Source organism: Anoxynatronum buryatiense (genome assembly GCF_900182905.1).
Lineage (GTDB): Bacteria > Bacillota > Clostridia > Peptostreptococcales > Tindalliaceae > Anoxynatronum > Anoxynatronum buryatiense.
The window spans coordinates 79749-105246 of the sequence record NZ_FXUF01000003.1; the positions used below are offsets into that span (position 1 = coordinate 79749).

Below are 25498 nucleotides of genomic sequence, written 5' to 3' on the forward strand. Positions count from 1 at the left end.
AGGTTATTTAACATAAACGGGGCTCATGAGAAGGTCTGGATCTCCATGCAAAAAAGACTTATGGAGCAGTTTTGCACCATAAATTCGACTGGCCTTGAAGTCTATGTCCAGTAACTGATTGATTTCAGGAGAAGCTGTTTGGAAATTGGCCATTTTGTTGATAAGCGGTATTTTTGCGGTGGCTTGACAAGTTCGGATTAACTCCCTTCCCCTGTCATTGAAAGCAAGAATGCGGCCATATGTTGAAGATGTGTCATGCTGGTATGTTGCCAGTTGGTTTCGGTTGAGATTTAATAGCAAATGGATGAGCATTCTTTGCAAACGAGTGTATGGCACTCGTTTGTTTTTGACGCAAAACATGAATTCTTCAATGGAGCCTGCTTTTTTAACGCATTTCATGATTCGATGTTCAAGTCCTTCAGAAATATCTGGAAGGTTTGCAAACTCGCAAATACTGGAACGCTTTAAAAGTGTCAGAAGCTCCTGATGATAATCATCATGAAACACCGGCCCGCGACCTTCGCTAATACCACAAAGCAACCTTTCATAAGCTTGGGAAGGCAGAAAGGGTTTGATGGAAGATACATCTCCAGTATTATGGTAAAGGCGTCGGATGCCTGTCGCACTGCTAATGGAATGCACTGTTGTTGGATCATGATATTCGGCTCCGATGCGCTGAATGGTGTGCAATGCCATAGAAGAGCCTGTTTTGATGATGTGCTTGGCATAAGCCATACCCAGCACATTATTTGGTCGATTAAAGACCTGTTTGGCCAATGGCAGTTTTTCTGGGAAATCGCGTTCAATGATATATATCAGGGCTTTTTCCTGAGCGGCAGCAAAAGGAATGCCTGACGATAGAGCTTTTTTTAAATAATAGGAATAGTCAGGATGTGGATCGGCCAGTAAGAACCCAATAAGTTTAAAGATGGCCGGATCGCCTATTTCACTTCCGAAGCATACATCGGTCACGCACCCCAACTGATCAAGCAACAGAATGCTGCCACGTGCAAACTGTTCAGCTGTTGAACAAGCAAAAATAGTAGGCAGTTCAAGCACAAGATCGACACCACAAGCCACAGCCATTGAAGCTCGGGTCCATTTGTCGGTGAGGGCAGGCTCTCCCCGCTGCATAAAATGTCCGCTCATCACAGCCACGGTATGAGTTGCGCCAGTGATTTTTTTTGATTCGTTCAAATGATGAAGATGACCATGATGAAAAGGGTTGTATTCCGTTATAAGTCCCAGAATAGGCATGGTTGAAACCGCCTTTCTTAAGTTATGTTCAATATGATATCCATCTTATCATGAGATGCAAGTAACACACCAGATGGTAAGAGATGTCAATTTCGATGGATATAAAAAATATACCTGTATAACCTTGTTTTCGTAATATGGATAAGTGGTATGGATAAAAGGATTATGCTATAATGAAATTCAGTGTGTCAATAGAGACCAAAGCGAATAAAGAAACATCTGGCAAGTAATGTGATAATTTGGACCAGGTGTTGAAAAATTGTTAAAAGTTTATTATTATTGACAGGAAGCATTGGGAAATGGATGTAATCACATTTAATCATGGGAGGGTCAAACATGAAAGTATTGGTATTAAATTGCGGCAGCTCATCACTTAAGTATCAGATCATCAACATGGAAAACGAAACGCTGCTTGCAAAAGGCGTAGCAGAGCGGATCGGAATCGAGGGTTCTTTTGTCAAGCATGAACCTGTCGATAAAGACAAGACGGTGATAGAAGTCGCACTTCACAATCACAAAGAAGCTATTAAAGTTGTACTGGATGCATTGCAGGACAAAGATCATGGTGTGGTGAGCACGTTGGATGAGATCAATGCAGTTGGTCATCGGGTTGTGCATGCGGGCGAAAAATTTTCCGGCTCAGTAATGATCACCCAAGAGGTCATTGATGCTCTTGAAGAGTGTTCTGATCTGGCACCTTTGCATAATCCTCCCAACTTGATGGGAATCTACGCTTGTCAGGAAATTTTGGCCGAAGTGCCCATGGTTGGTGTTTTTGACACTGCTTTTCATCAAACCATGCCGAAATCATCCTATTTATACGCACTTCCATACGAACTTTACGAAAAATACAAAATTCGTCGCTATGGTTTTCACGGAACATCTCACAAGTATGTGGCTATTAAAACAGCTGAATTACTTGAAAAACCATTGGAAACATTAAAATTAGTCACCTGTCATTTGGGTAACGGGGCAAGTATGGCCGCTGTGATGAATGGCAAATCAATTGATACAACCATGGGCTTTACACCTTTGGAAGGTCTGGCGATGGGAACAAGATGCGGTGATTTGGATCCTGCGATTATTTCCTACATCATGGAAAAAGAAGGTTTAGATATCAACGCTGTGAATAATATCATGAACAAGAAATCGGGTGTGCTTGGAATTTCCGGCGTCAGTAGTGATTTTAGAGATATCGAAAATGCTGCTGCTCAGGATAATGAACGAGCGCAGGTTGCCCTGGAAATATTTTACAAGCGAGTTACCAAGTACATAGGCGCATACGCTGCAGAAATGGGCGGTTTGGACGCCGTTGTATTCACTGCAGGCTTGGGAGAAAACTCTGACACAGCCCGCAAAGAAATATGCAAAACACTGGCTTTCATGGGTGCTAACATCGACGATTCTAAAAATGATAATCTTCGAGGTAAAGAAGCAATTATCAGCACTGACGATTCCACTGTGAAAATTGTTCTGATGCCCACTAATGAAGAACTGATGATAGCAAGAGAAACAAAAGCTTTAATTTCATAAGGTTTGAAATTTGCCTTGACAAATGGTTTCCGGAGCCATATAATTTTTCCTATTGGAAACAGAGGTGGTACGATGAAACTGGATATATCTCCGTTGCTGAAAAAGGAAGCAGATTTTCTCTCCTATGAGTTTACGTATGAGCAACCGGATGTGGACTATTATGGAGATGTGATTGTGTGCAATGGTCCTGTTCAGGTGAACGGTAATGTTCGGAAAATTGGCGATCAGCTTTTTCTGGAAACTCAAATTCAGGTCAATATCACCACCCACTGTGCACGTTGCCTGGAAGCGGTCGAACAGGCAATCGAGGCCCAATCTTTTGAAGAACTGCTGCCCGCTGGAAACGAAAAAGAAATAGAGCCTGAGGGTGATGTATGCTTTTATGAAGGCTTTCATCTGGATTTACTCCAGCATGCACAAGAACAGATGATGATTCAGTTGCCCGTGAAAACACTATGCCGCGAGAACTGCGAAGGAATTTGCAGCCTGTGTGGTCAAAGTCGAGAACAGGGTGAATGTGACTGTCTGGATCGAGAAAAAAATGAAAAAGAGCCAGACCCCAGACTTGCCCAATTGCGAGACTGGCTTGAGAAAGCGAATGAGTAAGGAGGTGTTGTCATGCCAGTACCAAAGCGCAAAACAAGTAAATCTGACCGAGATATGAGAAGAGCTTCTAACTCCAAGTATGTTGCTCCAACCACCTCAGAGTGTCCTCAATGCCATGAACCAAAACTTTCCCACAGAGTATGCACCAATTGCGGAACATACAAGGGCAAAGAAGTCATTGATGTCAAGTAGTAATTTAGAAAACAGCATTGCCGAATGGCTTTGCTGTTTTTTTCTGTTTAGGGACTTCCTTGTCAGTTATAAAAAACTCAGGTATACTGAGATTAGCATCAGGTACTAATGAACCCGAGGTGAATCAGATGAAGATAAACGGTTCGACACCACGCAGAAACAAGCGTGAAAGGCAGGTGCAATTACAACAATTGATTTCGGAAGATCCGTTTCTGACTGATGAAGACCTGGCAATACGATTTCAGGTCAGTATACAAACCATCCGTCTGGACCGGCTGGAGTTAGGTATTCCAGAATTGCGGGAACGCATGCGTCATGCAGCGTCGGAGAATTACGAAAAAGTGAGGAGTATGGCTGGAACAGAGATTGTGGGGGAATTGATTGATTTAAAATTAGGTGAAAGCGGCATTTCAATACTGGAAACAAACAGGGAAATGGCTTTCAAAAAAACCAGCATGGTAATGGGGCATCATATTTACTCGCAGGCGGAGTCTCTGGCGATGGCTGTTATTGATGCCAATGCGGCATTAACAGGCGTATCGAATATTAAATACTTGCAGCCAGTTGAGTCTGGTGACAAGCTTGTCGCCAAGGCTGAAGTTGTCAGAGTCAGAGGCAATAAACACTTTGTTCATGTGCTGATTCAAAACAGACAGGTGCAGGTATTTAGAGGAAAGTTTATACTGGTAACAATGGACACCATAAAGGAGGAACGGGTATGAAAGTGGTAATGGATGCCATGGGAGGCGATTTTGGACCGCGGGCTACTGTTGAGGCAGCGCTTCAGGCCATTGAAGAATTGGGTGTGCACATGATCCTGACCGGACGGGAAGAAGTTCTCCGAAATGAACTTAAGCAATATCCATCGGTTGGAGATGCATTGACAATTGTTCATTGTTCTGAAATTATTGAAAATCAGGATAAACCGTCAGTAGCATTGCGTCAAAAAAAGAATTCATCCATGTCTGTTGCCTTTCAGATGGTTAGAAATGGTGAAGCAGATGCAATCATATCCGCGGGAAATACCGGAGCATTACTGGCTGGGGGACTCTTCATTCTTGGACGAATTAAAGGCATCAGCCGTCCTGCCCTGGCAGTTCCAATACCAACCCCAAGAGGCATTTCTCTTCTGATTGATGCAGGAGCCAATGCCGATTGCAAGCCTCAGCATCTATTGGATTTCGCCCGAATGGGGCGCAGTTACATGCAGACAATGGCAGGGATCGATGAACCGGAAATCAGATTGGTGAATGTTGGCATTGAGGCGGAGAAGGGTAATGAACTCTCAAAAGAAACCTACCCTTTGCTGGAACAGGCCCATATTGGCTTTAAGGGAAATATTGAAGCCAGAGATATTCCAGCCGGTGTTGCGGATGTCATCGTTTGCGACGGGTTTACCGGTAATATTATACTGAAGTTGTATGAAGGAGTGGCAGGCATCTTTGGGGATACACTGAAACAGGAACTGACTCGCAACTTTGTCAGAAAAGCAGGTGCTCTGCTGATAAAGCCGGGGCTCCGTGACTTTAAAAAACGGTTTGATTACACTGAACACGGGGGTGTTCCTTTTCTGGGGGTTAACGGTTTATTAATCAAGGCCCATGGGAGCTCAAATGCAAAGGCACTTAAGAATGCTGTTCGACAGGCTAAAATTTCTTTTGAAAATCAGCTGGTTCCCCATATTGTCAGTCAATTACCTAATGCCTCAATTGAGTTGGAGGAGGCGACGCATCAATGAAAGATTTAGATCATTGGTATCAAATATGTCCGGAACTGCAACAACGCATAGGTTATTCATTTAAAAAGGAAAGTATCCTAATGGAAGCAATGACGCACAGTTCATTTGCAAATGAATGGAAACATCGACGGATGCGTGATAATGAAAGGCTTGAATTTTTGGGCGACTCGGTATTGGGACTGATCATCAGTCATTATATATTTGAAACCTATCACCACTTGCCTGAAGGTGAATTAACAAAAGTTCGTGCCAATGTTGTTTGTGAAGCCTCGTTGGCACTGAAAGCACGACGAATCAATATAGGAAGCTATCTGTTGCTGGGTAGGGGCGAAGAAGCCAGTGGCGGCCGCGACAGAGAGTCAATTCTTGCAGATGGATTGGAATCATTGATTGCAGCTATCTATCTGGATGGTGGATTTGAAATAGCAAGAGCTTTTGTCTTGAACAACTTTCACGACCTGATTGACTTGGCAGCCAATGGCGACTTGATGACTGACTACAAGACAAAGCTGCAGGAAATATGGCAAGGCGGTCAGCAGGGGTCAACACAAGAAAGAATTGAATACTGTGTTGTTGATGAACAGGGACCGGATCATAATAAAACCTTTTTTATCGAGGTTCGTGTCGGAAACCAGACATTGGGTGCCGGACAGGGAAAAAACAAGAAAGAAGCAGAGCAGCGGGCTGCAAAGTCAGCGATCAATTTTTTGGAAATGAAATCGTAAAATGCATGGATTAGGAGCTCTGTGTAAGATAGCATCACAAGTGTGTTTTGGGAGGGTTCCATTTGCGGTTAAAAAAACTTGAAATGAAGGGATTTAAATCCTTTGCACAGCGCGTTGAACTGGGATTTGAAACAGGCGTTACTGCTGTGGTAGGTCCCAATGGCTGTGGCAAAAGCAACATAGCCGATGCGATTCGGTGGGTGTTGGGAGAACAAAGTGCCAGAAGTCTTCGGGGACAAAAAATGGAAGATGTTATCTTTTCTGGCACTGACCGCAAAAAGCCACAGGGATTAGCGGAGGTAACCATCGTTTTTGATAACAATGCAGGAATGATGAGTGTCCCTTATCAAGAAGTGGCGATTACCCGCAGAGTCTACAGATCTGGTGAAAGTGAGTACTTTCTCAATCGCGATCGATGCCGTCTAAAAGATGTTAAAGAGCTTCTGATGGATACGGGCATTGGAAAAGAAGGTTATTCCATCATTGGACAGGGACGTATTGATGAATTACTGAGTCAAAGAGGTGAAGAGCGTCGGCTGCTGTTTGAAGAAGCGGCAGGAATAGTCAAGTACCGAACCCGGAAAGAAGAAGCGGAAAAAAAGATTAAACAAACCAACGAAAATCTTTCCCGGTTAAAAGACATTTTGCTGGAGTTGGAGGAACAGCTTGAACCACTTCGCTTACAGGCGGAAAAAGCGGAAAAATACTTGAATCTGCGGGAAAAAATACGAAGGCTTGAAGTGGATCATTTCCTTAAAGACATCACAAAATCTGACGATGGAATTAATCAGATCAGGATTGAACAGCAACGTTGGCAGCAAATGCTGAATGAGATTCAGACTGAGTTGGTGTTGTTGGAAAGGGAACTTCAAAAATCTGAAAATGAAGTACAACAATGCGAAGCGGAAAAAGAGTTGATCGGTCGACGCATAAAAGAAATTGAAACAGAATTGGAAGAAAACCATACTCAGCATCGCCTTCACAAACAGCACATGGAACATTTGGAGGACCAAAAAAACAGATTAAATGCAACTTCAGGTCAATTGCAGTTAGAAATTTGCCAGGAAAAAGAGAATCTCCTGCAGTTAGAAGAAAAGCTGTTACATCAACAGCAAGGATACATTGAACAGGAAGAGAAAATGGCCGAACTCAATGAAAGAATCCAACTGGAAAGCAGCCAGTTGTTACAAAGGCAAAATCAGTTGGAGAACAACAAGGCGGGCATCATAGAATCTCTGAATCAGATCGCAGGTCTGAAGGCGCGTATCGAAAGAGTACAAGCTTTGGAAGATGCAGCCATTCAACGGCAGCAACAACTGCAGGAAGATCACACGATGATTGAATTAGAAGCCGATGAAGCGCAGCAAAAGCATCAAATGGTGGAGGCTGAATTAAGGGCATTAAAAAAAGCACTGGTGATGATCGCTGGTGAAATGGAGACTTCAGAAGCGTCGCTGGAAGAAGTTGAACGCCAGCTGATGCAGATGGAAAAGCAGCTGTATCAGTTGAATCAAGAGCACGACCAACGCATGCACAGGAAAAACACACTGGTGAACATGGAAAAAACCTTTGAAGGATTCCAGCGGGGCGTGAGGAATGTGTTGAGAGCGGTACAGCAAAATCCTGAGCTGGCAGGTGGTTTCCACGGTGTGATTGCTGATTTGCTGAGAGTGCCAAAGGGTTACGAGACTGCCATTGAAACATCTTTGGGACCAGCACTGCAATACTTAGTGACTGATGAAGAGTCTCAGGGAAAAAAGTTGATTGATTTTCTGAAAAACAAGCATCAGGGGAGGGTGACGGTTTTACCCATTAACGTGATCAAAGGTCGCGCTTTGAACCATTATGAACAGCAAATTATTGAAAAATATGAAGAAGCAGCGGCTTGTGCCATTGATCTCATCAGTTTTCCAAGTCCGTATCAGTCTGTTTTTCAGAATTTGCTAGGGCGAGTAGTGGTGACCAGTGATTTGGATACAGCCATTCGTCTTGCCCGGGAATTAAAACATCAGGTGAAATTGACTACAATAGAAGGGGATTTAATACAGCCCGGCGGTTCCATGACAGGGGGGAGTGTTTCAGCCCAACAGGACGGGCTTTTGGTTCGGAAGCGAGAAATTGAAGAGCTTGGCAATGAAATACATCAACTCGCTGAGAAACGCAATTTGGCAGAATCTCACATCGAAAAACTTAAAATCAAGCGGAGTTCAATCAAAGCTCACTTAATGGAGCAGAGACAGGAAAAAACACAACGAGAGCATCAACTGGTGAAATGTGAAGGGGAAATGGACCATTTACAGCAACAGATTTCTTTATTGACTCAGAGAATTCAACGTTTTAATCAGGAACAGGAGCAGCTGTCAGATCATTTAAAAAATCTTGGCAATGAGTTGAAACAATTACGGGAAGAGCTGGATGATAAAGAGAAAGAACTTGCTGGTGTGCGGGCAGAAGTGGAACGTGAAGTGGCACTGCAGCAACAATTGCTATCTCAGTTAAACGAACTAAAAAATATTGCAGGCGAACATCAGGTGGCGTTGGCTGCTCATCGTGAAAAAAATAAAGCACTGGAAGCAGAAAAGAAGAACGTGGAAACGCGGCACCAATCACAGAAAATGAGAGAATTACAATTACTTAAAGATATTGAAGAAACAAGCAGTAAACAAACCGATACACACAACGCTATGCAGGAGTTGAAAGGGAAAGAAACCGTTCAAAATAACAAACTGAAAGAAGAACAACTAAATTTGCAACAACTACAGGATAATCAGAACCGCATTCAGAAGGAACTTCGATTGAAGCAGAAAGATCGGCTGCTGCATAATGAGAATCAACAACGCCTTATTGAGAAAAATCACCAGGCAGAGCTACGCTTATCTAAACAGGAATGGCAACGCCAACAGGTAATAGACCGTTTATTGGAGTATCACGAAATGAACCCTACGCAGGCAAAGATCTGGCTGAACAGTCAGTCGGAAAACGCTTTAAAACCATCTGATCTTCCAGGACTGAAGCAAGAAATGCAGTTACTGGGAGAGGTGCATGTGGGGGCTCTGGATGAATATCGACGTGTGAAAGAGCGCTATGAATTTCTAACCAGTCAAGAGGAAGACATGCTACAGGCAAGACAGTCTCTGGAGACGATTATTTCTGAACTGGAAAAGCACATGATTCAACAGTTTCAGGAACAGTTTGATAAGATTCAGGTGCAGTTCAAATCTGTTTTTCAGCGCTTATTCAGAGGAGGCAATACTGAGCTCGTACTACAAAATCCGGAAGATCTTTTAACAACGGGAATTGATATTATAGCACAGCCGCCAGGCAAAAAATTTCAACATTTGTCGCTTCTATCCGGTGGAGAAAAAGCATTAACGGCGATTTCTCTTCTTTTCGGTATTTTGCTGGTGAAGCCTTCACCTTTTTGTGTTTTAGACGAAATTGAAGCAGCTTTAGACGATGCCAATGTCAGTCGTTTTGCTGATTTTCTAATTGATCTCTCGGAAGAAATTCAATTCATAGTAGTGACCCATAAAAAACAGACGATGGAACGCGCACATACACTTTATGGCGTCACGATGCAGGAGAAAGGGGTTTCCAGCTTACTGCCGCTAAAACTGGAAGAAGTCAAGCGTGAGATGATGACTGGCTGATATCAGCAGTGAGAAATGCTGCAAATGAGTAATCAGGGAGGAACTATTAGTGAGTGAACAAACTAAAACAGGTTTTTTTCAGCGATTAAAGCAAGGACTAAGTAAAACAACAAAAGAGTTTACCGATAAAATTGACACCTTAATCAGTGGGTATGGCAAAATTGACGAAGCATTTTACGACGAGCTGGAAGAGATTCTCATTACAGCAGACCTTGGGTTTGATATCACAATGGAGTTAATAGAATCATTACGAGAAAAAGTAAAAGAAGTAAAAACAGACGATCCGCATCAAGTTAAAGTACTTCTGAAAGAACTGATCATCAATATTTTAAGCACGGGAAATCGAGAGCTTCAGGTGGAACCACCGCCGGCTGTTGTGTTGGTAGTAGGTGTTAATGGAGTTGGTAAAACGACGACAATTGGAAAACTGGCACATTATTTCAAGCAACAGCATAAAGAGGTGATGCTGGCAGCGGGAGATACGTTTCGGGCCGGTGCCATTGATCAGTTGGAAGTATGGGGGCAGCGCAACCAGGTGCCTGTAATACGTCACCAAGAGGGTTCTGATCCTGCAGCAGTCATCTTTGATGCCATTCATTCGGCGAAGGCGCGCAACTGTGAAATCTTAATCTGCGATACTGCAGGCAGGCTTCACAACAAGAAGAATCTGATGAACGAATTGGGTAAAATTTTTCGTGTTGTTGACCGGGAATATCCAGAAGCTCGCAAAGAAGTGTTACTGGTGCTCGATGCCACCACCGGACAAAATGCCCTCCAGCAGGCGAAAGTATTTGGTGAAGTTGCCCAGCTAACAGGAATTGTACTGACAAAACTTGATGGAACAGCAAAAGGAGGTATCGTGCTGGCGATCACCAAGTCTATGGGTACGCCAGTCAAAATGATTGGTGTAGGAGAACAGTTGGAGGATCTTCAACCCTTTGATCCCAGTTCATTTGCAGAGGCACTTTTGGGAGACACCAACGAAACGAGAATTGCTGATGATATCAAAATATGAGGTTGACAAGCATATGAGAATCAAGTAAAATATCCTTGTGTTCGTAAAGCAAATAACCTTTACAGTGGTGAAAAGAATAATGGATAAAAATACAGGCATCTTATTGCTTTATGATTGCTACCAGGCGCTTTTAACTGAAAAGCAGCGTCAAATGATGGATCTTTACTACAACCAGGATTTCACACTGGCTGAAATTGCTGAAGAAATGACCATCTCCAGACAGGGAGTCTATGATCATTTGAAGCGAACAGAGAAACTTCTGGAACAATACGAAGACCGGATGAGTTTGCTGAGAACATTTCAGCGCCAAAGCCGTATCATTCTGCAAATGAAGGAATGCCTGGCAAAAATGGAAATGGAAATGAGTGGCGTTGAAGCTGCTCAGGGATCAATGACACATATTAAGCGAATTAAATCGTCGCTGGAGCAGCTTTATCAGATCAGCACCTCTTAAGGAGCATGCCCTATGATATTTGAAGGACTTTCTGAAAAACTTCAAAATACACTCAGTAAACTGAAAAGCAAGGGGAAACTTACTGAAAAAGATGTGAAGGAAGCTATGCGTGAAGTGAAGCTGGCTTTGCTGGAAGCAGATGTTAACTTCAAAGTGGTGAAAGATTTTATCAAACGTGTATCGGATCGGGCAGTGGGAGACGAAGTAATGGAAAGCCTGACCCCGGGACAACACGTGATTAAAATTGTCAATGAAGAGTTAACCGCCTTGATGGGAAGCAGCCAGAGCAAACTTACTTTTTCATCCAAACCACCAACAATCTATATGATGGTGGGTCTTCAGGGCTCGGGGAAGACAACCACGTGTGGAAAACTGGCTAAACATCTAAAGAAACAGCAAAAGAGCCCTTTGTTAGTTGCTTGTGATATTTATCGCCCGGCAGCTATTCAGCAATTGAAAACTGTGGGCGGACAGGTGGATGTGCCGGTCTTCTCAATGGGAGACGGAACGAGTCCGGTGCATATATCCAAGGCTGCTGTTGAGCACGCCAATCGACAGGGACTTGATACTGTCATTATTGATACTGCCGGCCGGCTGCACATTGATGAACTGTTAATGGAAGAACTGCAGCAGATTAAAGCAGCTGTTAAACCACAGGAAATCTTATTGGTGGTAGATTCCATGACAGGCCAGGATGCCGTGAATGTGGCAGAACAGTTTCACGAGCAAATTGGCATTGACGGTGTTATTCTAACAAAACTTGATGGTGATACACGTGGTGGTGCAGCACTTTCTGTTCGAGCAGTCACGCAAAAGCCGATTAAGTTCGCAGGAATAGGCGAAAAAATTGATGAATTTGAACCATTTCACCCTGACAGAATGGCTTCTCGAATACTGGGTATGGGGGATATGCTTAGTCTGATTGAAAAAGCACAATCCAATATTGATCTGAAAAAAGCTCAGGAACTTGAGAAAAAAATGCGAACACAGCAGTTCACTTTCGATGATTTTCTCGATCAGTTGCAACAAATGAAAAATATGGGACCTCTTAGCCAGGTGTTGCAGATGATTCCGGGAATGGGAGGCAAACAACTGAAGAATCTGGAAGTTGATGACCGGGAACTGGTACACATTGAAGCCATTATTCAGTCAATGACCCGGGAAGAGCGCTCCAACCCCGGCTTGATTAACGGATCAAGACGCAAGCGAATAGCCATCGGAAGTGGCACTAGTATTCAGCAAGTCAATAAACTGCTGAAACAGTTTGAACAGACACGAAAAATGATGAAACAGTTTATGGATATGGAAAAGGGCATGAAAAAGGGTGGACGGTTTAAAATGCCATTTCCCGGCATGTAAACCTTTACTGATAAATGGATTTCCTTGGAATAATCATATTGCCGAAGGAAGGTCCCAGAAACATGAAAGGGAGGTGAAAAAGCATGGCAGTAAAAATCAGACTGAAGCGCATGGGTGCTAAAAAACGTCCATTCTACCGTATTGTTGTGGCTGACAGCCGAGCACCTCGGGACGGACGATTCATTGAAGAAATTGGCTACTATAACCCTGTATCAGAACCCAAAGAAATTAAAATTGATCAGGAAAAGGCACAAAAATGGATTTCAAATGGTGCGAAACCAACCGAAACAGTTCGAGTGTTGCTGAAAAACAATGGCGTCCTGCAGCAATAAACCTGGTGAGCGAGGGAGGATCAAGACATGGGCTATCTGGTGGAACTTATTGCGAAAGCCCTGGTGGACCATCCGGATCAGGTGCAGGTAAACGAAGTGGAAAATAGCTCTTCTATCATCATTGAGCTTCGTGTTGCGCCTGAAGACATGGGAAAAGTGATCGGAAAACAAGGCCGAATTGCCAAAGCAATCCGCACTGTGATTAAAGCAGCAGCGACAAAAGAAAGCAAAAAGGTCATTGTGGAAATCCTGTAACGCCAGACAGATTCCAACAGCGCCAGTAACAGACATTTGAAAAATCTGGCGATGGAGGTTTCAAACATGAAATATCTTAAAGTTGGTTTTATTGCTACGACACATGGAATCAAGGGAGGACTTCGTGTCCGCCCCATGACGGATGATGCTGCCCGATTTCTGGAATTGGAATGGTTATACATTGAAGGTAGCGATCAGAAGTGGGTTATCAGTGAGGTTAAAATCAGACCCAAAGATGTGATACTCTACTTTAAAGGCTTGAATCACATCGACCAGGCAGAGCTGCTTCGTGGTAAGCACCTCTACACTGATGAAACCCAGCGACCGGCTCTGGAAGCTGACCGGCACTATGTTTCTGACTTAGTTGGCTTACAGGCAGTTTATCCGGATGGACGAGAGATGGGCACCCTGACGCAAGTTATCAGTACAGCTGCTCACGATGTGTATGTCATCACCTCTCCTGATGGGAAGGATGAATGGATGGTGCCTGCGGTAAAAGTGTTTGTGCTGGAAATACTTCCTGAAGACGGAAAAATTGTCATTGATCCCATTGAAGGGATGCTTTCATGAAAATTCATATCCTGACATTGTTTCCCGAACTGTTGGAGCAGATCTTCAGTTACAGCATTATCAAGCGTGCACGAGATAAAGAGTTGTTTTCCATTAACTGTCATCAGATTCGTGATTATGCCAACGACCGACACCGTAGTGTGGATGATTATCCCTATGGAGGTGGTGGAGGCATGGTGATGACACCGCCGCCTATTTTTGATGCCCATTCCAATGTGACAAGGCAACTTCCTGGCGATCGAAAAATCCGCACGATCTACTGCACACCCAAAGGAAACACTTTCACACAGAAAATGGCTGTAGAGCTTGCCTGCGAAGAAGCCTTGATTTTTTTGTGTGGTCATTATGAAGGTGTTGATCAACGCGTCATTGATTCGCTGGTGACAGATGAGATTTCCATAGGCGATTATGTTCTGACCGGCGGCGAATTACCGGCGGCAGTGATGATTGATGCGATTGTCAGGTTGATACCCGGTGTCTTAAAAGATGAACAAAGCTACATGGATGAATCGCATTACAATGATTTACTGGAATACCCTCATTACACCCGCCCGCCCGAATATCGTGGGATGAAAGTGCCTCACACATTACTTTCGGGAAATCACGAACATATTCGACAGTGGCGCAGGTGGGAGTCTATTCGTGAAACCTGGCAAAAAAGACCAGATCTGATGGCAAAAGCTGAGTTATCACCCAAAGAACTTCAGTGGCTTGAAAAACTGAAACAAGAATCATAAATGGATTGTACCAGATGTACCTGCATGTTATAATGGCAGGATGACGAACGTTCCTCTATGAAATGGTAAACATACGAACGTTCTTGAGGAAGGAGGGACAAACATGGACTTAATCCGCACATTGGAACAAGAGCATTTAAAGCAGGATCAAGTGACGTTTAACACTGGTGATACTGTTAAAGTGCATGTCAAGGTTAAAGAGGGCAATCGCGAGAGAATCCAGGTGTTTGAAGGAATCGTCATCAAACGTCAGGGCGGTGGATTGCGTGAGACCTTTACAGTTCGAAGAATTGCTTCAGGTGTTGGTGTAGAAAGAACCTTCCCTGTTCATTCACCCAAGATTGAAAAGATTCAGGTGATGAAAAGAGGTAAGGTTCGCAGAGCAAAACTCCACTATATCCGTGACCGTATCGGCAAAGCTGCTTTTAAAATCAAAGAAAAACGGTAGTGAAAAGGGACTCTTTGAAGTCCCTTTCATTATAGGGGTGAATAAATGAGCATTAACTGGTACCCGGGACACATGAAAAAAACAGAAAGCCTGCTGAAAGAACAGTTGCAGTTGGTAGATTTGGTGTTGGAGCTTCTTGACGCTCGCATACCATACAGCAGCAGTAATCCGAAGCTGGCGAATCTGTTGCAACATAAGAAAAGGATCGTTGTGTTGAACAAAGTTGACCTTGCCGATGAATACATGAACAAACAATGGCAGGCATATTTTCAGCAACAGGGCCTTGAAGTGATTCAGGTGAATGCAACCAGGAGTGGCATTAACCGTTTGGTCCAAGAATCTGTTGACAAGGTATTTAAGGAAAAGGCGGCACAACTGAAAGCCAGGGGAAGAAATTCACGGCCTGCCAGGGTAATGGTTGTGGGAATTCCCAATGTGGGCAAATCGACGCTCATTAATCAGCTGGCAGGAAAAGGCAGCGCCAAAACCGGTGATAAGCCTGGTGTTACAAGAGGGAAGCAATGGATTCGCGTTCATGACAGAATAGAATTGTTAGACACGCCAGGCATTCTTTGGCCCAAATTTGAGGATGCCGCGACAGGGATCCGGCTGGCTCAGACCGGTGCGATTCGTGATGAAATCGTCGACCAACAGGAACTAGCCTGGAATCTATTGCAAACATTACAAATACATTACCCATTATTGCTGGAAGCTCGATATGGAGGAGATGTCACTCAGCCGCTGACAGATTACATTGATTCCATTGGACAAGCAAGAGGATGTCTTTTAAAGGCAGGCGAAATTGATTATCAGCGAATTGCCCGCATTTTGCTGGAAGAGTTTCGAAGTGGTAAGTTGGGGCGTATTACATTGGAAAAGCCATCGGATGAGGTGACCGCATGAAGCCATTTCACCATGAAGAACTTCTCTGGAACAAAGGTACTCACCACATCGCCTGCTGTGATGAAGTTGGACGCGGATGTCTTTTTGGTCCAGTCGTTGCTGCTGCGGTGATTCTAAAACCCTATGAGTATCTGGACGGTGTGAAAGATTCAAAGAAGCTGTCTCCATCAAAACGCACGTTCCTATACTCGATTATTAAAGAAAAAGCATTGGCCGTTGGCATTGGTGTGGTAACTGCTGAAGAAATTGATCGCATCAACATCAAACAGGCCTCGCGAAAAGCGATGAAGTTAGCGGTTGAAAATCTCCGGGACAAAGAGGGGAAACCGACAATTCCGGAGGCGTTGTTGATTGATGCTGAAATTCTGGATCTTCCATATCCCCAACAATCATTGATACATGGCGAAGATCGGGTTCATGGAATTGCAGCTGCATCCATCGTCGCAAAAGTGACGCGTGACCAGATGTGCGAATCGTGGCATGAGCAGTACCCGGTATATGGCCTTAATCAACACAAAGGCTATGCAACAAAAAATCATCGGGAAGCCTTACTGAAGTTTGGACCAAGTCCTTTGCATCGGTTGACATTTATTCGAAAACTGATGAATGGAAAGGGTTAAGATAATGAATCAAGTGACTGGAAAAGCAGGTGAGCAGGCAGCGCTGAAACATCTTATTGAAAATGGATATCAACTCGTTCATCGAAATTATCGTTGTCGTTTGGGTGAAGTGGACCTCATCATGCGGCGTGAAAAAATGCTTATTTTTGTGGAGGTTAAAACAAGAAAGTCAACCCAATATGGCTTGCCCAGAGAATCGGTAACGTATGCCAAACAGAAGAAAATATATCAAATTGCGCAGCAGTATATTCAACGATATAGAATCAACCACCTATTATTTCGGTTCGATGTGATCGAAATTCTCTGTAAAAACGGAGAGGAACAGATTAATCACATTGAAAATGCCTTTTTTTTCAATGGATAATTGCATTTTACAACAAATATCGAAGTTGAATAAGTGATACCATCTGCTACGGGTACACATTGTTGTGAAGGAAATCATAGGGAAGGGCGAACGGTGATGCTTTCAAAAACGACAACAGCCAGTCTGACCGGATTACATGTGTTGAAAATTGATGTTGAAGTGGATACGGCCAATGGGTTGCCCACGGTTAACATTGTCGGATTACCTGATGCGGCGGTGAAAGAATCGCGCGATAGAGTGCGTGCAGCAATTGATAACAGCGGGTTCCAGTTTCCAATGCAGCGGGTAACAGTTAATTTGGCACCTGCAGATTCTCGCAAGGAAGGCAGCCATTTTGATCTGCCCATTGCTTTAGCCATATTATTATCCACCGGCCAGTTGCCCGCGGAACCATTGAAAGAGGCAATAATGCTGGGAGAACTGTCATTAGATGGCTCAATTCTTCGAATTAATGGCGCGTTGCCTATGATGATGGAGCTTCAACGCCAGGGTTACAACCGGGTTATTCTTCCATGGGAAAACCGATACGAAGCAGGGTTGTTAAAGGGATTACAATGCTGCTTTCCTAAAGATTTGCGGGAACTGAACTCGATGATTCAAAAGGGTTTAACATTTGCTGATTCAGAAACATTTTCACAAACCAATCCTGATCATAAGCAAGAGTGGCCTGTTTTGGCTGATTTGCGCGGGCAGGAAAATGTGAAGCGGGCACTTGAAATTGCAGCTGCTGGTGCACATAACTTACTGTTAATTGGCCCGCCTGGTTCTGGGAAAACCATGGCTGCAAGAAGACTGCCGGCAATTTTGCCGGAAATGTCTTTCAGTGAATCGATGGAAGTGGCAGTGATTCAAAGCGCGGCAGGTTTACTGACACCTGAAAATGCATCTTTCAGGCAACGGCCCTTTCGAGCACCACATCATACGACTTCTGCGGTGGCCCTTGCAGGCGGCGGTCGAATCCCGAGACCGGGAGAGATTTCCCTTAGCCATCGAGGTGTTCTTTTTTTGGATGAATTGCCTGAGTTTGACAAACGCTCAATGGAAATTCTCAGACAACCACTGGAAGACGGTTGTGTCGTCGTTTCAAGATCAGCAGGTTCATTTTCTTTTCCCAGCGAATTTATGTTGGTTGCGGCAATGAACCCTTGTCCTTGCGGGTATGCAGGATTTGAAGAAAAGGGGCAAATCTGCCAATGCGCACCCCATCAAGTACAAAGATATACCAATAAAATATCTGGACCAATGCTCGATAGGATAGACTTGTTCGTTGAATCCAGACGTATTGAATACGAAGATCTGACAAAGGAGACGTCTTCAGAAAACACTGCAACGGTGCGGGAAAAAGTCAGAAAAGCAAGAGAAATACAACGACAACGTTATAGAAAAGCATCATGCTATACAAATTCGGGTTTAAAACCTGCCCAAATTAATCAATACTGTCCACTTGAGCCAGATGCAGAGAAAATGATGAAGCAGGCATTTGATCGTATGAAGCTAAGTGCAAGAGGTTATCACCGCATTCTAAAAGTCGCTCGCTCAATAGCCGATTTGGATGCCTCAGAAATCATCTTACAGCAACACTTGGCTGAAGCACTTCAGTTTCGGAACATGCATCATTTTAAAAGGAGTTGATGCCATGAAAGAACGAGATGCTCTCATTGCTTTGAGCTTGGCAGGCTGTCATTACTCTCAGTCTCTGACAGTTCTTAGAGAATATTGCAATTCATTTTCTGAAGTTCTGAGTCTTACGGAAAATCAAATTGAATCCATATCTGGAATAGGGCCGCAGATGAAAGGATTGCTTTCAAGCTGCATCAAGAACAGGGAAGAACTGTTGGAAACCACATTTTGCGTACAGGATAAATTTACCATCAAGACACTTTTGGATGAAGAATACCCGGAAGACTTAAAACATATTTTTGACCCCCCTTGGGTGATTTACATAAAAGGACACTTCACGAATCATATGCCGTTTCTTGGCATTGTTGGAGCGCGCCGGGCGACAAGCTATGGAGTTTGGGCGGCCGATCATTTTAGTCGGGAGCTTTCAAACAAAGGTATTGGGATAGTCAGTGGATTAGCTTATGGTATTGACGCTGCTGCACACCGAGGCACGTTGGATGTTGCCGGTTATACCATTGGTGTGTTGGGTGGCGGCATTGATGGAATATATCCTGCAGCTCACCGATCTCTTTACCAACAAATAGAGGAATCAGGGGCGCTGGTAAGCGAATACGGGCCTGGTGTGCAGCCTCAAAAACACTACTTTCCGGCTAGAAATCGCATTATTAGTGGATTGAGTCGAGGCGTGTTTGTCGTGGAAGCTGGTGAGAAGAGCGGCGCTTTAATAACTGCTGACTTTGCAATGGAGCAGGGACGGGAAGTTTTTGCATTGCCTGGCAATGTCAATCAGAAAGCAAGTGCTGGAACCAATCGTCTTATTCGTGACGGTGCAAGAATGGTGCTGGAGACTGATGACCTTCTTGATGCTTATCCAGAGGTTAAGCATTCAACGAAAACTGTGAGAGATTCTGGTGAATGGAGAAATCAGCTCAGTCTGGCAGAACTTGAAGTGATGGACTTGATTGCGGAGGGACCGGTACAAATGGAGATGTTAATTTATCGACTTGAAAAAACAGTATCTGAAGTCAGTTCGCTTCTGACGGTACTCGAGCTGAAGGGCCTGATTCAACAACTGCCTGGTAAAACATTTACAGTATATTGAAAACCTGATATAATCGACCGTGAGTTTTTAAAATGCAAATGAGGTGTTTTCATGTCCAAATCACTGGTCATTGTCGAGTCGCCGGCAAAAGCCAAAACCATAAAGAAATTTCTTGGTAGTCACTATACGGTTAAAGCGACTGTGGGTCATATCATCGATCTTCCTAAAAGTAAAATGGGAGTGGATATTGACCATGATTTCGAGCCGCAGTATATCACCATTCGAGGCAAAGGGCCGATACTGAATGAGATAAAAAAAGAAGCAAAAAAAGCGAAGAAAGTATTGCTGGCAACTGACCTTGACCGGGAAGGCGAAGCCATCTCATGGCATCTGGCAAAAGCACTGAACCTCTCCGATGAAGAACCATGTCGAATTGTTTTTAATGAAATCACAAAAAATGCCATTAAAACGGCGGTGAAAAACCCCCGTGTGATTGATAAGCAATTGGTTGATGCCCAACAGGCCAGGCGCGTGTTGGATCGCCTGGTTGGGTATAAATTAAGTCCATTATTGTGGAAAAAACTGAGAAAAGGTCTTAGTGCGGGGCGAGTGCAGTCAGTTGCTACTAAAATGATCAAAGATCGTGAAGAAGAGATCAAACGCTTTATTCCCGAAGAATATTGGAATTTAGAGTTGGACATTATAAATTCAAAGAAGGACCGGTTAAAAGTTGCTTTTCATCAGGATGAAAATGGTAATAAAAAATTACCAAACCAGGATGCGGTTGATCGCGTATTACAGCATATTAATCAATCTCCATTAACTGTTTCTCAAATAAAAGATGGAGAAAAGAAACGCAATCCGGCAGAGCCGTTCACAACCAGCACCTTGCAGCAAGAAGCTTCAAATCGCATTGGTTTTGCCACACGGAAGACGATGATGGTGGCACAACAGCTTTATGAAGGCATCGATCTTGGCAAGGAAGGAAGCATCGGTCTTATTACCTATTTGAGAACAGATTCTACCCGGGTATCGGATGAAGCTGAGGCCGGTGTGCAGGCCTATATTCTTGATGAATATGGAAAAGAGTATCTGAACAAAAGCAAAAGCAGCTCTGCAAAAAAGAAAAAACAAGGCAGTGCTGTTCAGGATGCACATGAAGCCATTCGGCCAACGGATGTCTTGAAGACTCCGGATGAACTGAAATCATTTCTGTCAAATGACCAGTATAAGTTATACCGACTGATCTGGGAACGATTCGTTTCCAGCCGCATGCAACCGGCTAGATATCAATCAATCGCTGCCATTTTCGAGGTGAAAGACTGCCAGTTTAAAGCCAATGGTTCCCGCTTAATTTTTGATGGTTTTCTGAAAGCATATAGTTTTGCCACAGTAGCGAAAGATCAATTACTTCCAAATCTTGAAGTGGGAGATATTTTTGATATAGACGCCACAACACCGTCCCAACACTTTACTCAGCCACCAGCCAGATATACAGAAGCAAGTCTGGTCAAAGCGATGGAAGAACTTGGTATTGGTCGCCCCAGCACCTACGCACCGACCATCAGTACAATCCTTTCAAGAGGATATGTGATCAGAGAAAGCAAAAATCTGAAGCCAACTGAGTTGGGGGTTTTAGTCACCCGACTTCTTGAAGATTATTTTGGTCAGATTATAGAAGTCAATTTCACAGCAGAGATGGAAAAGCAGTTGGATGAAGTGGAAGCAGGCAATGAGGAATGGAAGCGAATTATACGTTCGTTTTTCGAGCCGTTTGAAGTTATGCTGAAGCATGCTGATGAACATGTTGAAGAAGTTGACTTTGTTGAAGAAAGTGATGAGTTGTGTGACAAATGTGGTTCACCAATGCTTATCAAGTATGGGCGGTATGGAAAATTTCTTGCCTGCTCAAACTATCCAGAATGTAGCAATACGAAACCATTTGTTAAAAAGCTGGGAATCCCATGCCCCATATGTGATAATGGAGAAGTGGTGGAACGCAAATCCAAAAAAGGACGCATCTTTTATGGATGCAACCAGTTTCCAGATTGTCGCTTTGTATCGTGGAATCAGCCTGTGAACGAAAAATGTCCTAAATGCCAGTCGTTACTGACCATTAAAAAAACCAAAAAAGAAACGAAACTGGTTTGTCCCGACAAAACGTGCGGATTTGAAAAAGCATATTTAGATGAAACGACGGAAAAAACAAATTGAATTTTTTGAATAATTGTGTTAGGATTTGATTATGCAGAAGAAACGTTATATGAAAGATCACATATAACAACGACAACTAAAAGGAGGTTCCGTAATGTCCGCTTCATTATTGGAAAAAACCAGAAGAATTAATTCGATTCTTCAAAAATCATCAGAAAATGCCGTATCATTCAATGAATTGTGCAGAACCCTCAGCGATATTCTTGATGCAAATGTCTATGTTGCCAGTTCAAAAGGAAAAGTGCTTGGTGTCAGTTTGACAGATACTTCAGACTGCCCGATCATCCTGGATGAACAAACCGGCGAAAAGAGATTTCCTGAAGAATACAACGAACAGTTACTTCTTGTAACAGAAACACAGTCAAACATCACCAAAGACGCACTGCTTAAACTGTTCAAGTACGATGTGCAAAGTTATAATAAATTGGTGACGGTGGTTCCCATTAACGGAAGTGGTCAACGATTAGGAACAATGGTGCTGGCCAGACACGACAATGAGTTCGCTGATGATGATTTGGTGATGGCAGAATACAGCGCGACTGTTGTTGGTCTGGAAATTCTGAGAGCCAAATCTGATGAAATTGAAGAAGAGGCCCGCAAGAAAGCAGTCGTTAAAATGGCGATTGATACACTTTCATATTCAGAACTTGAGGCGGTTGAACATATCTTCAATGAACTGAACGGGACGGAAGGGTTGCTTGTCGCCAGTAAGATTGCTGACCGTGTGGGAATTACACGATCGGTCATTGTTAATGCCCTTCGCAAGTTTGAAAGCGCCGGAGTGATCGAATCCCGCTCGCTGGGCATGAAAGGAACTCACATCCGTATTCTGAATACGCGTTTATTGGAAGAGCTGCGAAAGTTAAAACGGTAACAATAGTGACAAATTGATACAAGAAAGAAGTCGTTATTCAATGGCTTCTTTTTTCCATATATTTAAAGATCAATATGTAGAGCTGCAATAACTGATACTATGGTCTTAATATATGTTAAAAAATGCAAAAAAAAGACCCCAAAATCCTTCGCTGTGCTATAATAGATTTTGTGAAATATTGTCCTATCAAGTGATTTGCATGGCATATTCATTCTTCCAGCATCAACTAATAAGGAGGAAGCTTGAGAATGATAAATCTCTATCAAAATGTTGATATGATGTCGAAAGCTTTAGACGCATCGTGGAAGCGAAACGAAATTATCAGTAATAACATCGCCAACGTGAACACGCCGGGTTATAAAAAAAGCAGTGTTGAATTTGAATCCATTCTCCAGAACGTATTGAATGGTTCAACTCTTGCAGGTTGGCAAACACATCAACGGCATTTGCCAATTGGGGCAGCCACTATTGACGATGTTCAATATGAGGTAAGGCAACATCAGTCTTACAGTACTCGAAGAGATGGCAACAATGTTGACATTGATGTTGAATCAGCCGAGCGTGTGAAGAATGAATTATTATATCAAACACTTAGTGCACGTGTGAACAGTAGTTTTCAGAAACTGCGCACAGCCATTACAGAAGGAGGTAAATAGCCGTGAGCCTCTTCAATTCGATGAACATTAGCGCGACGGGATTGACTGCTGAAAGACTTCGCATGGATGTTATCTCTAAGAACATTGCAAATGCGAATACTACAAGAACTGCCAGCGGTACACCCTATCGACGACAGGTTGTTACATTTCGAGAAAAATCAACTCCTCTTCCCTTCTCACATTTCCTCAATCAGGCAAGCAAAAATCAATATGGTATCGGTGGTGTTGAGGTAACAGGCATTCATCATGATCCAGCACCATATAAAATGGTGTATGATCCAGGACATCCTGACGCAAATGTTGAAGGATATGTGGAAATGCCCAATGTTGATATCATGACCGAAATGGCCAATTTGATCACTGCATCCAGAGCATATGAGGCGAATGTTAATGCCATGAACACATCTAAAAATATGGCGCAGCGTGCATTGGAAATTGGAAGATAGGTTTAAGATTCGGGAGGAATGAACAATGGAAATGATGTCGATCAATCGCATAATGACGGAAAGCAGCCTTGGTTTATTTGATCAAAAACAGACAAATCAGGAGCAAAGTTCATTTATGGCAGTGATGGAGAACGCCCTCAGGGAAACCAATGAACTTCAATTGATATCCGATCAATACGCAGAAAAACTGGCCACTGGTCAAGTGGATAACTTGCATGATGTGATCATCGCTGGTCAAAAAGCTGATATTGCTTTTCAAATGGTTGCGGCGGTACGTGGAAAAGTAATGGAAGCATATCGCGAAATTATGCGGATGCAAATTTAATTAACCAATAAATTGAGGTGAACAGGATCGATGGCAGAGGCTCTTGAAAAAATACGCGCACAGCTTAATGAGTTTTTTCTACAATACAACAAAAGACAAAAAATAACCATGGCTGTCGCACTTGCGTTGGTCCTGTTGATTGCGACAGGCGTTATTTTTTACGTGACAAGAACTGAATATGTTGTTCTTTATGACAATTTAGACCCTCAACAATCAGGCGAGGTTATGAATGTCCTTCAGGCAAATAATATTCGTGCACAGCTGGGTGCAACCAGTCGAATTATTGAGGTGCCTAAAAGCGACGAAAAAAGAGCCCAGGTGGTCGTCGCGACCGAAGGCCTGCCTACCGCCAGATTTTCATTTGACGAGGCCTTTTCGGGCAGTTCATTTATGATGACAAGTGAAGAACGTTCAAGGAGGATTCAGCTGGCCCAACAAAACTTTCTGGCAGCCACCATTGAAGAAATTCCAGGAGTCCGAAAAGCAGTTGTTAACATCTCGATTCCTGAACGTTCAGGGTTTCTCCTTGGTGACGAGCAGTCCTTTTCAAAGGCATCAGTTTTTTTAGATTTGCAAAACCAGCTTGATGATGCCAGTGTCAATGGCATTGCAGTACTGGTATCGAATGCGGTTGATGGATTGGTTCCTGAAAATGTGACGGTTCACGGGCCTGATGGACGTGTTTTGAGTCAACGCCAGGAATCATCAGAGGCCATGGAAGTAAGCAACCAGCTCACCATGCAGCGAACGGTTAAGAGTGACCTTGAAAAAAGCATCACTGACTTTTTGTCAACCGTTTATGGGTATGGAAATGTGGTTGTAATGGCGAATGTCAGACTCGATTTCAACAGTGAAGTTACTGAAATTCAGCAGTTTTCCCCTCCAATTGAAGATGAAACCGAAGGAATTGCCAGAAGTCTGCAAGAGTTGCACCGGTCATCTGTTTCTGAGGGTGGAGGGGCAGTCCCCGGAACGGACCCAAATGTGGAAGATGTCGTCCAATATGTGGAAATGGATGGCACAACCACTACATACGAAGAAGCCAGCAGAACGATCAACTATGAGATTAATGAACTCCGACAGAAAATCATAAAAGCACAGGGACAGGTTCAAGATATTACTGTTGCGGTTTTTATCAATAGTGATGCACTGCCAGATGGCAACTTAACTGACGATGAACGCACAGAACTGATGAATATCATATCTGCAGCTGCTGGCTTGGATACAAGAGTTGTTCAGGTAGGAGTTCAACGTTTCGATGTACCGGCTGTGCCAGACTTTACTACTGCCGCTGCTCCGGTTATTCCAGTGTGGTTGCTAGTGGTATTGGCGGTGGTTGCGTTGGTGGGCAGTTTTCTTCTATATAGACGATTTACCAGAAAAGAACCAGAGGATGAACTTGAGTTGGATATGGCATTTCAAGACCAGGTACCTGAGGATGATCTCGAATTAGAAATGTCAGGTTCTCAGGTAAAACAACAAATTGAAAAATTGGTTGATAAAAATCCTGAAGCGATTTCACATCTGTTGAGAAACTGGCTCAGCGAGGATTAGGGGTGG

The 25498-nt window shown here is 43.4% G+C and carries 27 protein-coding genes; 26 read left to right on the top strand and 1 reads right to left on the bottom strand.

Annotated features, from left to right (window positions below; genetic code table 11):
- Window positions 1-3: 3 nt before the first annotated feature.
- On the bottom strand, window positions 4-1257 hold the full coding sequence (locus QOL74_RS05080) for a nucleotidyltransferase (protein ID WP_283408364.1): 1254 nt from the start codon (window positions 1255-1257) through the stop codon (window positions 4-6).
- A 336-nt stretch (window positions 1258-1593) separates the two neighbouring features.
- Here QOL74_RS05080 and QOL74_RS05085 point away from each other — a divergent pair, with 336 nt between their 5' ends.
- The 26 genes from QOL74_RS05085 (at window position 1594) to fliF (ending at window position 25492) form a co-directional block, all read left to right on the top strand.
- Window positions 1594-2790 carry an acetate/propionate family kinase gene (locus QOL74_RS05085; RefSeq protein WP_283408365.1) on the top strand — a complete coding sequence of 399 codons (1197 nt, stop codon included), beginning with the start codon at window positions 1594-1596 and terminating at the stop codon, window positions 2788-2790.
- A gap of 72 nt (window positions 2791-2862) precedes the next feature.
- A complete protein-coding gene (locus QOL74_RS05090) occupies window positions 2863-3396 on the top strand; it encodes a YceD family protein (protein WP_283408366.1) in 534 nt (177 codons plus the stop codon).
- A gap of 12 nt (window positions 3397-3408) precedes the next feature.
- Window positions 3409-3588: a 50S ribosomal protein L32 gene (gene rpmF, locus QOL74_RS05095; RefSeq protein ID WP_283408367.1), complete on the top strand. Its 180-nt coding sequence runs from the start codon at window positions 3409-3411 to the stop codon at window positions 3586-3588.
- A 128-nt stretch (window positions 3589-3716) separates the two neighbouring features.
- Window positions 3717-4310, top strand: coding sequence for a transcription factor FapR (fapR, locus tag QOL74_RS05100; protein WP_283408368.1), 594 nt, complete (start codon window positions 3717-3719; stop codon window positions 4308-4310).
- Window positions 4307-5326 carry a phosphate acyltransferase PlsX gene (gene plsX, locus QOL74_RS05105; protein ID WP_283408369.1) on the top strand — a complete coding sequence of 340 codons (1020 nt, stop codon included), beginning with the start codon at window positions 4307-4309 and terminating at the stop codon, window positions 5324-5326. The genes fapR and plsX overlap by 4 nt, the downstream gene beginning before the upstream one ends.
- Complete coding sequence (rnc, locus tag QOL74_RS05110; RefSeq protein ID WP_283408370.1) at window positions 5323-6051, top strand: ribonuclease III; 729 nt, start codon at window positions 5323-5325, stop codon at window positions 6049-6051. The genes plsX and rnc overlap by 4 nt, the downstream gene beginning before the upstream one ends.
- 62 nt (window positions 6052-6113) lie before the next feature.
- Window positions 6114-9701: a chromosome segregation protein SMC gene (smc, locus tag QOL74_RS05115; RefSeq protein ID WP_283408371.1), complete on the top strand. Its 3588-nt coding sequence runs from the start codon at window positions 6114-6116 to the stop codon at window positions 9699-9701.
- Window positions 9702-9750: 49 nt separating this feature from the next.
- On the top strand, window positions 9751-10716 hold the full coding sequence (gene ftsY, locus QOL74_RS05120; protein ID WP_283408372.1) for a signal recognition particle-docking protein FtsY: 966 nt from the start codon (window positions 9751-9753) through the stop codon (window positions 10714-10716).
- 79 nt (window positions 10717-10795) lie between these two features.
- A complete protein-coding gene (ylxM, locus tag QOL74_RS05125) occupies window positions 10796-11170 on the top strand; it encodes a YlxM family DNA-binding protein (protein WP_283408373.1) in 375 nt (124 codons plus the stop codon).
- A gap of 12 nt (window positions 11171-11182) precedes the next feature.
- Window positions 11183-12529: a signal recognition particle protein gene (gene ffh, locus QOL74_RS05130; RefSeq protein ID WP_283408374.1), complete on the top strand. Its 1347-nt coding sequence runs from the start codon at window positions 11183-11185 to the stop codon at window positions 12527-12529.
- A gap of 83 nt (window positions 12530-12612) precedes the next feature.
- Window positions 12613-12861: a 30S ribosomal protein S16 gene (rpsP, locus tag QOL74_RS05135; protein WP_283408375.1), complete on the top strand. Its 249-nt coding sequence runs from the start codon at window positions 12613-12615 to the stop codon at window positions 12859-12861.
- Between the two features lie 27 nt (window positions 12862-12888).
- Window positions 12889-13116, top strand: coding sequence for a KH domain-containing protein (locus tag QOL74_RS05140; RefSeq protein WP_283408376.1), 228 nt, complete (start codon window positions 12889-12891; stop codon window positions 13114-13116).
- A 66-nt stretch (window positions 13117-13182) separates the two neighbouring features.
- Complete coding sequence (gene rimM / locus QOL74_RS05145) at window positions 13183-13686, top strand: ribosome maturation factor RimM (protein ID WP_283408377.1); 504 nt, start codon at window positions 13183-13185, stop codon at window positions 13684-13686.
- On the top strand, window positions 13683-14423 hold the full coding sequence (trmD, locus tag QOL74_RS05150) for a tRNA (guanosine(37)-N1)-methyltransferase TrmD (RefSeq protein WP_283408378.1): 741 nt from the start codon (window positions 13683-13685) through the stop codon (window positions 14421-14423). The genes rimM and trmD overlap by 4 nt, the downstream gene beginning before the upstream one ends.
- Before the next feature lie 103 nt (window positions 14424-14526).
- The gene (gene rplS / locus QOL74_RS05155) at window positions 14527-14871 is read left to right on the top strand and encodes a 50S ribosomal protein L19 (RefSeq protein WP_283408379.1); all 345 of its coding nucleotides are present in this window, start codon (window positions 14527-14529) and stop codon (window positions 14869-14871) included.
- Between the two features lie 45 nt (window positions 14872-14916).
- Window positions 14917-15774 (top strand): ribosome biogenesis GTPase YlqF, encoded by an 858-nt coding sequence (ylqF, locus tag QOL74_RS05160; RefSeq protein ID WP_283408380.1) that lies wholly within the window; start codon window positions 14917-14919, stop codon window positions 15772-15774.
- Window positions 15771-16394, top strand: coding sequence for a ribonuclease HII (gene rnhB, locus QOL74_RS05165; protein ID WP_283408381.1), 624 nt, complete (start codon window positions 15771-15773; stop codon window positions 16392-16394). Before ylqF ends, rnhB begins: the two co-directional genes overlap by 4 nt.
- 4 nt (window positions 16395-16398) lie before the next feature.
- Window positions 16399-16758 (top strand): YraN family protein, encoded by a 360-nt coding sequence (locus QOL74_RS05170; RefSeq protein WP_283408382.1) that lies wholly within the window; start codon window positions 16399-16401, stop codon window positions 16756-16758.
- Window positions 16759-16854: 96 nt separating this feature from the next.
- Complete coding sequence (locus tag QOL74_RS05175) at window positions 16855-18390, top strand: YifB family Mg chelatase-like AAA ATPase (protein ID WP_283408383.1); 1536 nt, start codon at window positions 16855-16857, stop codon at window positions 18388-18390.
- A gap of 4 nt (window positions 18391-18394) precedes the next feature.
- Window positions 18395-19483, top strand: a complete 1089-nt coding sequence (gene dprA / locus QOL74_RS05180) for a DNA-processing protein DprA (protein WP_283408384.1) — start codon at window positions 18395-18397, stop codon at window positions 19481-19483.
- Window positions 19484-19534: 51 nt separating this feature from the next.
- Window positions 19535-21637, top strand: coding sequence for a type I DNA topoisomerase (topA, locus tag QOL74_RS05185; protein ID WP_283408385.1), 2103 nt, complete (start codon window positions 19535-19537; stop codon window positions 21635-21637).
- 94 nt (window positions 21638-21731) lie between these two features.
- Window positions 21732-22511: a GTP-sensing pleiotropic transcriptional regulator CodY gene (gene codY, locus QOL74_RS05190; protein ID WP_283408386.1), complete on the top strand. Its 780-nt coding sequence runs from the start codon at window positions 21732-21734 to the stop codon at window positions 22509-22511.
- A gap of 248 nt (window positions 22512-22759) precedes the next feature.
- The gene (gene flgB, locus QOL74_RS05195) at window positions 22760-23167 is read left to right on the top strand and encodes a flagellar basal body rod protein FlgB (RefSeq protein WP_283408387.1); all 408 of its coding nucleotides are present in this window, start codon (window positions 22760-22762) and stop codon (window positions 23165-23167) included.
- Window positions 23168-23169: 2 nt separating this feature from the next.
- Window positions 23170-23613 (top strand): flagellar basal body rod protein FlgC, encoded by a 444-nt coding sequence (flgC, locus tag QOL74_RS05200; protein WP_283408388.1) that lies wholly within the window; start codon window positions 23170-23172, stop codon window positions 23611-23613.
- 25 nt (window positions 23614-23638) lie between these two features.
- On the top strand, window positions 23639-23938 hold the full coding sequence (fliE, locus tag QOL74_RS05205) for a flagellar hook-basal body complex protein FliE (protein WP_283408389.1): 300 nt from the start codon (window positions 23639-23641) through the stop codon (window positions 23936-23938).
- 30 nt (window positions 23939-23968) lie between these two features.
- On the top strand, window positions 23969-25492 hold the full coding sequence (fliF, locus tag QOL74_RS05210; protein ID WP_283408390.1) for a flagellar basal-body MS-ring/collar protein FliF: 1524 nt from the start codon (window positions 23969-23971) through the stop codon (window positions 25490-25492).
- Window positions 25493-25498 lie beyond the last annotated feature (6 nt).

What these genes read in the sequence shown, in the direction of transcription:
- dprA (WP_283408384.1), top strand. Translation starts at nt 18,395, where the DNA reads ATGAAAGAACGAGATGCTCTCATTGCTTTGAGCTTGGCAGGCTGTCAT.
- fliE (WP_283408389.1), top strand. Translation starts at nt 23,639, where the DNA reads ATGGAAATGATGTCGATCAATCGCATAATGACGGAAAGCAGCCTTGGT.
- QOL74_RS05140 (WP_283408376.1), top strand. Translation starts at nt 12,889, where the DNA reads ATGGGCTATCTGGTGGAACTTATTGCGAAAGCCCTGGTGGACCATCCG.
- fapR (WP_283408368.1), top strand. Translation starts at nt 3,717, where the DNA reads ATGAAGATAAACGGTTCGACACCACGCAGAAACAAGCGTGAAAGGCAG.
- QOL74_RS05085 (WP_283408365.1), top strand. Translation starts at nt 1,594, where the DNA reads ATGAAAGTATTGGTATTAAATTGCGGCAGCTCATCACTTAAGTATCAG.
- rimM (WP_283408377.1), top strand. Translation starts at nt 13,183, where the DNA reads ATGAAATATCTTAAAGTTGGTTTTATTGCTACGACACATGGAATCAAG.
- QOL74_RS05175 (WP_283408383.1), top strand. Translation starts at nt 16,855, where the DNA reads ATGCTTTCAAAAACGACAACAGCCAGTCTGACCGGATTACATGTGTTG.
- QOL74_RS05170 (WP_283408382.1), top strand. Translation starts at nt 16,399, where the DNA reads ATGAATCAAGTGACTGGAAAAGCAGGTGAGCAGGCAGCGCTGAAACAT.
- topA (WP_283408385.1), top strand. Translation starts at nt 19,535, where the DNA reads ATGTCCAAATCACTGGTCATTGTCGAGTCGCCGGCAAAAGCCAAAACC.
- flgB (WP_283408387.1), top strand. Translation starts at nt 22,760, where the DNA reads ATGATAAATCTCTATCAAAATGTTGATATGATGTCGAAAGCTTTAGAC.
- rpmF (WP_283408367.1), top strand. Translation starts at nt 3,409, where the DNA reads ATGCCAGTACCAAAGCGCAAAACAAGTAAATCTGACCGAGATATGAGA.
- ffh (WP_283408374.1), top strand. Translation starts at nt 11,183, where the DNA reads ATGATATTTGAAGGACTTTCTGAAAAACTTCAAAATACACTCAGTAAA.
- codY (WP_283408386.1), top strand. Translation starts at nt 21,732, where the DNA reads ATGTCCGCTTCATTATTGGAAAAAACCAGAAGAATTAATTCGATTCTT.
- rplS (WP_283408379.1), top strand. Translation starts at nt 14,527, where the DNA reads ATGGACTTAATCCGCACATTGGAACAAGAGCATTTAAAGCAGGATCAA.
- rnhB (WP_283408381.1), top strand. Translation starts at nt 15,771, where the DNA reads ATGAAGCCATTTCACCATGAAGAACTTCTCTGGAACAAAGGTACTCAC.
- QOL74_RS05090 (WP_283408366.1), top strand. Translation starts at nt 2,863, where the DNA reads ATGAAACTGGATATATCTCCGTTGCTGAAAAAGGAAGCAGATTTTCTC.
- fliF (WP_283408390.1), top strand. Translation starts at nt 23,969, where the DNA reads ATGGCAGAGGCTCTTGAAAAAATACGCGCACAGCTTAATGAGTTTTTT.
- plsX (WP_283408369.1), top strand. Translation starts at nt 4,307, where the DNA reads ATGAAAGTGGTAATGGATGCCATGGGAGGCGATTTTGGACCGCGGGCT.
- QOL74_RS05080 (WP_283408364.1), bottom strand. Translation starts at nt 1,257, where the DNA reads ATGCCTATTCTGGGACTTATAACGGAATACAACCCTTTTCATCATGGT.
- trmD (WP_283408378.1), top strand. Translation starts at nt 13,683, where the DNA reads ATGAAAATTCATATCCTGACATTGTTTCCCGAACTGTTGGAGCAGATC.
- rpsP (WP_283408375.1), top strand. Translation starts at nt 12,613, where the DNA reads ATGGCAGTAAAAATCAGACTGAAGCGCATGGGTGCTAAAAAACGTCCA.
- rnc (WP_283408370.1), top strand. Translation starts at nt 5,323, where the DNA reads ATGAAAGATTTAGATCATTGGTATCAAATATGTCCGGAACTGCAACAA.
- ylxM (WP_283408373.1), top strand. Translation starts at nt 10,796, where the DNA reads ATGGATAAAAATACAGGCATCTTATTGCTTTATGATTGCTACCAGGCG.
- ylqF (WP_283408380.1), top strand. Translation starts at nt 14,917, where the DNA reads ATGAGCATTAACTGGTACCCGGGACACATGAAAAAAACAGAAAGCCTG.